4 protein-coding genes, 3 tRNA genes and 1 pseudogene are annotated in these 6,835 nt (G+C 40.3%); 3 read left to right on the top strand and 5 right to left on the bottom strand.

Annotation, left to right across the window (positions count from 1 at the left end; genetic code table 11):
* Nucleotides 1-139: 139 nt before the first annotated feature.
* From murI to EV693_RS08605, 3 genes are read right to left on the bottom strand one after another with little or no spacing between them, the layout of a single operon-like run.
* On the bottom strand, nt 140-949 hold the full coding sequence (gene murI / locus EV693_RS08615; RefSeq protein WP_132501965.1) for a glutamate racemase: 810 nt from the start codon (nt 947-949) through the stop codon (nt 140-142).
* Between the two features lie 44 nt (nt 950-993).
* On the bottom strand, nt 994-1,497 hold the full coding sequence (locus EV693_RS08610; protein WP_132501964.1) for a chorismate--pyruvate lyase family protein: 504 nt from the start codon (nt 1,495-1,497) through the stop codon (nt 994-996).
* 10 nt (nt 1,498-1,507) lie between these two features.
* The gene (locus EV693_RS08605) at nt 1,508-2,101 is read right to left on the bottom strand and encodes a GDSL-type esterase/lipase family protein (RefSeq protein WP_132501963.1); all 594 of its coding nucleotides are present in this window, start codon (nt 2,099-2,101) and stop codon (nt 1,508-1,510) included.
* A 214-nt stretch (nt 2,102-2,315) separates the two neighbouring features.
* On the opposite strand from EV693_RS08605, the gene EV693_RS08600 reads away from it, so the two are divergent.
* Nucleotides 2,316-2,391: transfer RNA gene (locus EV693_RS08600), tRNA-Lys, on the top strand.
* Nucleotides 2,392-2,417: 26 nt separating this feature from the next.
* A tRNA-Lys gene (locus EV693_RS08595) sits at nt 2,418-2,493 on the top strand.
* 83 nt (nt 2,494-2,576) lie between these two features.
* On the opposite strand, the gene EV693_RS09500 is transcribed toward EV693_RS08595, so the two are convergent.
* Nucleotides 2,577-2,671, bottom strand: a tRNA-Sec gene (locus EV693_RS09500).
* Nucleotides 2,672-2,753: 82 nt separating this feature from the next.
* On the opposite strand from EV693_RS09500, the pseudogene selA reads away from it, so the two are divergent.
* Nucleotides 2,754-4,088: pseudogene (gene selA / locus EV693_RS08590) on the top strand (L-seryl-tRNA(Sec) selenium transferase).
* Nucleotides 4,089-4,164: 76 nt separating this feature from the next.
* Here selA and mutS read toward each other — a convergent pair.
* Nucleotides 4,165-6,762, bottom strand: a complete 2,598-nt coding sequence (mutS, locus tag EV693_RS08585; RefSeq protein WP_132501962.1) for a DNA mismatch repair protein MutS — start codon at nt 6,760-6,762, stop codon at nt 4,165-4,167.
* Nucleotides 6,763-6,835: the final 73 nt, after the last annotated feature.

Below are 6,835 nucleotides of genomic sequence, written 5' to 3'. Positions count from 1 at the left end.
GCTATCTCAAATCTCATCAAGCACAACAGTGCGTCGTTGTGTGCCGTGCATTATAGGTAAATTCAAAATCTATGCAACCTATTTTTGCAAAAAAATTTTAAAAAAGTGAATGAATGGTGGTTTTAAAAGCAAAATCAGACTATTCTATAACAAGCAATGCCTGAAACCCCCAATCTTGCATAATTTTTTTCCTTTGCTGCTCATCAGCTAGTCCCCACGTACAAAATGCCACATTCTCTTTCTTTTTGTTTTTTTCCTCATAACAATCTAATAGATTTCTCTCCCTCCCACTCAATAAATGAAATACACGATTTGCAATACCATTTCCTGAGTCAATAAAATATTTAACTTGTGGCAGCAGCAATTGCAACTCATTTTTTACCAACGGAAAATGCGTGCAACCTAAAATCACAGTATCCATCATTGAATTTGCTTGCCAAGGCGCAACAATTTTTGCCAATTGTTCCTTATCCACCCTATCTTTCAAAATCTTCTCTTCTACCAATTCCACAAGCTCTGTCGTCCCAATTTTTTCAATTTGGCAATCACTTGCATATTGCTCAATTAGCTGATCAACATAAGGTCTGGCGATGGTCCCTTTTGTTGCCAACAAACCAATCACTCGAGTTTGAGATAAAACGGAGGCAGGTTTAATCGCAGGCACAGTCCCCACAATAGGGAAGTCAAACTCTCCGCGTAACGCATTTAACACAACCGTGCTAGCGGTATTACACGCTACGACAACCAAATCAATCGGATAGTTTTTTGCAATTTTTTGCACAATTTGAACCGCTCGCTCAACCAACACGCCTTCACTTTTCTCAGAATATGGGAAATAAGCATTATCGAAGCAATACAAATAGTGTGCATCTGGCAACAACTGGCGAATTGAGCTATAAACCGTTAAGCCGCCCATACCCGAATCATACAAAAGAATTGTTGGTTTCATTATGCGAGTTTCACTGAAATTAACAAAGAAAGATTAACGAAATGCTACGCTTTTATTGGGGTGGTTTCAAACAAAAAATGAGACAAAAACAACTCCCTAATTTCAAGCGGATAGTTTTTTAGCAATAACTGCGAACGGCGAGCAAACTGTTTGGTCTTTGGATCTTGCTGCCATTCCAAACTTAATCGAGTAGGTTTTTGTGGGAATAACCATAAACCGATCGCTTGCTCCCCCAGATTAAGAACAGACGAAGCAACTGCATCAACTGTTTTTTGGGGGATAATCGTTTGAGCAAAAATCCAGTCATTCTCGCTGCATTTCAGTAGCACCTCTCGCACCCAATATTCTGCAGAATTTTGACACATTCCCCTCGCCTGCCACCCCTCTTGCACAATTTTGACTTGTAAATTTGAACACTGTTGTTGCAATTTTTCAGTCAGTGATCCTTTATGTAATAACCATTGAGCTACATTCGGCGAAAGTGGCTTTGCACTAGTTTGCCATATAGAATTAGCTAGAATTGAACGGTATAGGGTGAAATCGTGCATAGCAATAAAATTATAACTGACGCTCTAAAATGTCCTGTAAAATAGCATAACCTTGCGTAGAAAAGTGTAAGCCATCGTGGCAAAGAGTAAGATCCAACTTGCCTTCATTGTTCACAAAACGATCCCAAGTTGGTACAAAGATAACATCAGCAGGAAGATTATTCACAAGATGTGTATTTAATTGTCGTATGGCAGGATTATCTACCGTACTAATTTGATTGACTGGCGTGGTTTCAAGTAAATAGTAACGTGATTGTGGAGAAATTTGCTTAAAACAATCAATAATGTCTACTAACCAATTTAATAGCTGTTTAGGGGAATACGCCCTCTCTTTCACGATATCATTCACACCCAGAAAAATAAAAACATCTCTACCTAATTGCCTAATGTGCTTAGGTCTGACAATTACATCAAGGTATTGACGAGCACTTACCCCAGAAAGCCCCAAATTGGCAACGGTTTTGCCCGCTAAACGAGGTGTGCCGCCCTCTTGATTTTCCCACATATCAAATAATGAGTGTCCAACTAAACTCACATCGGCTATTTTTGAAAATTCAATATGTTTTTCTTGAAAACGTTTAAAAATATCCTGATCACTTAACATTATTCTCCCCCAATTTAAAAGCAGTCAAGTAACAATAGTATACTAGCAGTGTAGTATTTATCATTGTATTTTTCACACACTCATAGAACTCTACCAAAATTTGACCACTTAGCCCATCTAAATCGCTTGTAAAACGTCCAACTAAACTAGTTTAAATAAAAAAAGGTTGATCTAGCATTTAAAATCCGTATCATACACCTCCGTTAAGCAGTTGGGGTCGTTAGCTCAGTCGGTAGAGCAGCGGACTTTTAATCCGTTGGTCGAAGGTTCGAATCCTTCACGACCCACCACTCAAATTTTATTGTTCCCTGTCAGGGGGTCGTTAGCTCAGTCGGTAGAGCAGCGGACTTTTAATCCGTTGGTCGAAGGTTCGAATCCTTCACGACCCACCATCGTTTTATACCTGCCTGTTTTATTTGTTCCATTTAAATTTTTTAAGTGCCCATTACCTAGCTGCCTTTAAATGAAATAAAACTGGCGGAGAAGTATGAGATTCGAACCCAGCCAAGAACGCTGGCGTCCTTAACAGTAGTTGAGGTCCTGCCGCCTCACCAGAGACGACACTTCTCCTTTCAAAGCGTAGCAGTATTCTACTTTATTTATTAGAATAGTTCAAAATTCTCAATGCACTCCTCTCAATCTATTTTTTATTATGCAATCATTATTCAGATCTCTCTCTGCTATCGATACGTTGTTGAAGCATTCACAAATCATTGATCTTGTTAATCAATTTAGTTATTACGCTGTTGTTCAAGAAATACGCAGTCTAATCGCTAATGCACGAGAGCATATTATAGAACATCAAGCCTTACCTGATTTTATTCAACAACATCCCCTTTTATTTACTTATCTTACAACAAGTTTGGAGAAAAAAGTATCGTTAATTGCAAAACGGTATTTAATCTAACTGGTACTGTGCTGCATACCAATTTAGGGAGAAGCCTATGGTCTGAAAAGGCGATACAAGCTGCAACCAATGCAATGAAAAATAATGTTCCTTATGGAGTTTGATATTGATGAAGGGAAGCGAGAACATCGAGATAATTATATTTCTCGGCTCCTTCAACAAATTACAGGGGCTGAAGCAGCTTGTGTGGTCAATAATACTGCCGCAGTTTTGTTGATGTTGGCAGTAGTTGCACAAGATAAAAAAGAGGTGATCGTCTCTCGTGGTGAGTTAGTTGAAATTGGAGGGGCATTTCGTATTCCTGATATTATGCAACAAGCAGGCTACAAATTGGTGGAGGTTGGCACAACTAACCGCACACATTTAGCCGATTATCGCCGTGCAATTAATGAAAATTGTGCTTGCCTAATGAAAGTGCATACAAGCAATTATCAAATTCAGGGCTTTACTCAATCCATTGATGAGCAACAATTGGTCTCCTTGGGGCGAGAGTATCATTTGCCTGTCATTAGTGATTTGGGGAGCGGTTCGCCTATAGATATGGTAACACTAGGGCTACCTGCAGAGCCAATAGCACAACAAAAAATTGCAGCTGGGGTGGATTTAGTTTCATTTTCGTGTGATAAACTACTTAGAGGTCCACAAGCTAGCATTATTGTTGGTAAAAAAGCATTGATTGACAAGTTGCAAGCTCACCCACTCAAACGTGTTTTACGCTGTGATAAAGTTATCTTATCCGCTCTTGAGGCCACTTTACGCCACTCTCTTTTTCCTGACAAACTTACGCAAGAGCTACCGACTTTTGCTTTACTGACACACCCCATCACGACATAACAACAGAAAGCGGAACATTTGCCACACGCCCCTTAGGCAAGTGGTTAAATGATCGCTATATTTTACAAATTGAACCCAATTTTTCTCCATTCTCCAATTGGTAGCGGTGCGTTGCCTACCTAAAAATTACCTTCTGTAGCATTAACGATCTCCGCCCATGCACAAAATGATCTCCTGAGCTTAGAAAAAAGACTTAAAACATTAGCAACGCCGATAGTTGGTCGTTTTATGCCACAAAAGCTGTAGTTTGATCTCCGTTCAGTCGCACAATTTGATCAATTGATTGCTCAAATTGATCAAATGGCTTTTATTGATTGATGAATTAAATTTCTTCAACGAGTAGTTTTTTGAGGTGATAAATGGCTTCTAGGGCTTGCTTTGGTGAAAGTTCATCAGGGTCAAGCTCACTGAGTGCTATTTCTATTTTTGACGGCTTAGTCAGCGGTTCAATTTCGGCAATATTTTGCACGCCATCAGCAAAAGCCAAATCTTGTTGTGGGTGATCATAGGCTTGCTTGGTTTGCTGTGAGAACTGTTCTAACTGTGCAAGTTTTTGTTTAGCTAATTGAATAACTTGTTTTGGCACACCTGCTAATGCTGCAACAGCCAATCCATAGCTCTTACTTGCTGCGCCTTCTTCAACGCTATGCATAAAGGCAATTTTATCGTTATGCTCTCGTGCATCTAAATGAACATTTGCAACGCCCTTAAATTGGTTAGGTAAACTCGTTAATTCAAAATAATGGGTAGCAAATAACGTCAATGACTGTGTTTTTTGAGCGAGCCATTTTGCACACGCCCACGCCAATGATAAGCCATCGTAGGTAGACGTACCTCGCCCAATTTCATCAATCAAAACAAGGCTATGAGCGGTCGATTGATGTAAAATATTTGCCATTTCAGTCATTTCCACCATAAAAGTAGAACGACCAGATGCAAGATCATCACTTGCACCAATTCGGGTAAAAATACGATCGATTGGACCAATCTCCGCACTGTCTGCTGGCACAAAGCTACCGATATACGCCATCAATGTAATCAATGCAATCTGACGCATGTAGGTACTTTTTCCGCCCATATTAGGTCCAGTTACTACAAGCAAATGGCGTTGTTCATTCAACCTAACAGCATTTGCAATAAAAGGTTCTTTCAACATCTGCTCCACTACAGGGTGGCGACCTGCTTGAATATTCACCCCTCGCAGCGAACTGAATGTCGGCATCACATATTCCAATGTTTCCGCTCGTTCAGCAAGATTGGTTAAAACATCTAATTCAGCTAATGCTAATGCAGCCAATTGAAGCTCGCCTAAATGCGGCAGCAACAAGTCAAATAACTCCTCATATAGCTGCTTTTCTAGCGATAATGATGCTCCTTTGGCTTTTAGCACTTTATCCTCATAAGTTTTCAACTCTGGAATAATATAACGCTCAGCATTTTTTAGAGTCTGACGGCGAACATAATGCAAAGGGGCTTTATGAGATTGAGCAGCACTTATTTGAATGTAATAACCGTGAACCGCATTAAAACCAATTTTGAGCGTATCAATACCCGTTTGACTCCGTTCCCGCATCTCAAGCTCATCAAGATATTGCGTCGCCCCATCTGCCAAAGAACGCCATTCATCAAGCTCGGCATTATAACCTGTTGCAATCACACCACCATCACGAATTAATTGTGGAGGTAGTTCAATAATCGCTTTCTCTAATACCTGATACAATTCATCAAAATCTCCCATTTGCTGTACTAACCTATCTAAAGACGAAGTCAGATTGTGCGATAAACTCTTAATTTCAGGGAGCTGTGCCAAGGCAGTTCGCAAGCGAGTAAGATCACGAGGGCGAGCAGATCGCAATGCCACACGAGCTAAAATTCGCTCCATATCCCCCACTTGCTGTAGCAGAGGTTGAAGCGGTGAAATTCGAGCATTTTTTTGCAATGCTAGAATCGTTTTCTGACGATTTTTTAATCTTTCGACATCACGAATAGGTTGGTGAATCCAGCGTTTTAACAAACGACTTCCCATTGGAGTTACACATTTATCTAATATGCTTGCTAGAGTCGCTTCAACACCACCAGACAGATTTTGTGTAAGCTCTAAATTTCGGCGAGTTGCAGCATCAAGTAAAATCGTATCGCTATTTTGCATCAAATGAATAGCATTAATATGAGGCAGAGGCGTACGCTGCGTTTCTTGAGCATAATGCAACAAACACCCAGCAGCACATAATGCAACCACCGCTTTTTCCACCCCAAACCCCACCAAAGATTGTGTAGCAAATTGGCGATTCAATAAATTAATGGCGGTAACTAATTCAAACTCCCAAATTGGACGGCGGCGTAACCCCTTGTAATTATTTAGGATTTTTGCGGCAGAGAAATCTTCTGGATATAGAATTTCCACAGGTTGCACACGTTGCAGTTCTGCCGCTAATGCCTCGCTACTAGGCAGTTCACTGATTAAAAAACGCCCCGAAGCCATATCTAGCGTAGCAATGGCAAAGACATTTTTTTCCGCATATAGAGCAGCAACAAGATTATCTTTGCGCTCAGGCAAAAGAGCCTCATCGCTGACAGTGCCAGGGGTAACAATCCGTACCACTTTACGCTCAACAGGTCCTTTAGCAGCAACAGGATCACCAATCTGCTCACAAATTGCAACACTCTCACCCAACGCCACTAACTTTGCCAAATATCCCTCAACAGCGTGATACGGCACACCAGCCATCGGAATAGGCTCACCAGCAGATTGCCCACGTTTAGTTAAAGAAATATCCAATAATTGTGCAGCCTTCTTCGCATCATCATAAAAGAGTTCATAAAAATCCCCCATTCGATAAAACAACAAAATATCAGGATTTTCCGCTTTCAACTTCAAGTATTGCTGCATCATTGGGGTATGAGAGTACTGAGATATCATCAGCTATCCAAAAATAATAAAAAATGAACTGCAGTTTAACAGATTTACCGTAAAGAAAGAATAAATGCTTAAA

The sequence above is a fragment of the Nicoletella semolina genome (assembly GCF_004345745.1).
Lineage (GTDB): Bacteria > Pseudomonadota > Gammaproteobacteria > Enterobacterales > Pasteurellaceae > Nicoletella > Nicoletella semolina.
The sequence above is the reverse complement of the archived record's forward strand: the minus strand, read 5'-3'. Positions and strand labels throughout refer to the sequence as shown.

Coding starts and splice junctions, on each gene's coding strand:
- mutS (WP_132501962.1), bottom strand. CDS start 6,762: ATGATATCTCAGTACTCTCATACCCCAATGATGCAGCAATACTTGAAG.
- murI (WP_132501965.1), bottom strand. CDS start 949: ATGAAACCAACAATTCTTTTGTATGATTCGGGTATGGGCGGCTTAACG.
- EV693_RS08610 (WP_132501964.1), bottom strand. CDS start 1,497: ATGCACGATTTCACCCTATACCGTTCAATTCTAGCTAATTCTATATGG.
- EV693_RS08605 (WP_132501963.1), bottom strand. CDS start 2,101: ATGTTAAGTGATCAGGATATTTTTAAACGTTTTCAAGAAAAACATATT.